Source organism: Burkholderia sp. Ax-1719, assembly GCF_011753055.1.
Lineage (GTDB): Bacteria > Pseudomonadota > Gammaproteobacteria > Burkholderiales > Burkholderiaceae > Paraburkholderia.
Genome location: NZ_VWWJ01000069.1, coordinates 1 through 1,694 on the forward strand (window position 1 = coordinate 1; position 1,694 = coordinate 1,694).

At 66.1% G+C, this 1,694-nt stretch carries 1 protein-coding gene; it reads left to right on the forward strand.

The genetic code is table 11. The features are described from left to right. Positions 1–36 precede the first annotated feature (36 nt). Positions 37–1,694: glutamine--fructose-6-phosphate transaminase (isomerizing) (glmS, locus tag F3J17_RS35875; protein ID WP_167070558.1), on the forward strand; the 1,658-nt coding region annotated here is incomplete at its 3' end.

A 1,694-nucleotide genomic window follows, 5' to 3' on the forward strand; every position in this document is an offset into this window, starting at 1 on the left:
GGCCGCCCCGCCTCTCATTGCAAAGGATCGAACTCCATGTGCGGCATCGTCGGCGCAGTAGCGCAACGTAATATCGTTCCCGTTCTTATCGAAGGGCTGCGGCGGCTCGAATACCGCGGCTACGACTCCTGCGGCGTGGCCACCGTCACGGCGGCCGGCCCGCAGCGCGTGCGCAGCGTCTCGCGCGTGGCCGAACTCGACGAACAGGTGCGCGAGGCGCACTTCGAAGGCGTGACCGGCATCGCGCACACGCGCTGGGCCACGCACGGCGCGCCCACGGTCAACAACGCGCACCCGATCTTCTCGCGCGACGCAATGGCGATCGTGCACAACGGCATCATCGAAAACTACGAAGCGCTGCGCGACATGCTGCGCGCGAAGGGCTACGAGTTCGTCTCGCAGACCGACACCGAAGTCATCGCTCACCTGATCCACAGCCTCTACAAGGGCGATCTGTTCGCCGCCGTGCGCGAAGCCGTGCAGCAGCTCGCGGGCGCGTATGCGATCGGCGTGGTGCACAAGGACCAGCCGCATGTGGTGGTGGGCGCGCGCGCGGGTTCGCCGCTCGTGGTGGGCTATGGCGAAGGCGAATACTTCCTCGCTTCGGACGGCCTGGCAATCGCGGGCAGCGCGAGCCGCATCAGCTATCTGGAAGAAGGCGACGTCTGCGAAATTTCGCTCGAAGGCGTGCGCATCGCCGATCGCGCGGGCAACGCCGTCACGCGCGAACAGCGCGACGTGCAGGCGTATGGCGGCTATGGCGACGCGGTCGATCTCGGCCCGTATCGCCACTACATGCAGAAGGAAATCTTCGAGCAGCCGCGCGCGATCGCCGACACGATTCCCGCCGCCGACGAAGCCTTCGATCCGGTGCTGTTCGGCGACAACGCGGCCGAAGTGTTCAAGGGCATCGACAGCATCCTGATCCTCGCCTGCGGCACCAGCTACTACGCGGGCCTCACGGCCAAGTACTGGCTCGAAACCGTGGCGAAGATCCGCACGGATGTCGAAATCGCCAGCGAATACCGCTACCGCGAATCGGTGCCGAACCCGCGCTCGCTGGTGGTGACGATTTCGCAGTCGGGTGAAACGGCGGACACGCTCGCCGCGCTCAAGCACGCGCAATCGCTCGGCATGGAGCACACGCTGGCCGTGTGCAACGTGGCGACCAGCGCGATGGTGCGCCTCACCGAATTCAAGTTCCTCACGCACGCGGGCCGCGAAATCGGCGTGGCGTCGACCAAGGCGTTCACCACGCAGCTCGTCGGCCTGTTCATCCTTGCGGTGACGCTGGGCAAGCTGCGCGGCCACGTGAGCGCGGAGCAGGAAGCCACCTATCTGAAGCTGCTGCGCCACCTGCCGGCGGCGCTCAACGGCGTGCTGGCGCTGGAGCCGCAGATCATCGCGTGGTCGGAAGAGTTCGCGCGCAAGGAAAACGCGCTGTTCCTCGGCCGTGGGCTGCATTACCCGATCGCGCTGGAAGGCGCGCTCAAGCTCAAGGAAATCTCCTACATCCATGCGGAAGCGTATCCGGCCGGCGAACTCAAGCACGGCCCGCTCGCGCTGGTGACGGAAGCCATGCCGGTGGTGACGGTTGCGCCGAACGACGCGCTGCTCGAAAAGCTCAAGTCGAACATGCAGGAAGTGCGTGCGCGCGGCGGCCAGCTGTACGTGTTCGCCGACGCCGATACGCA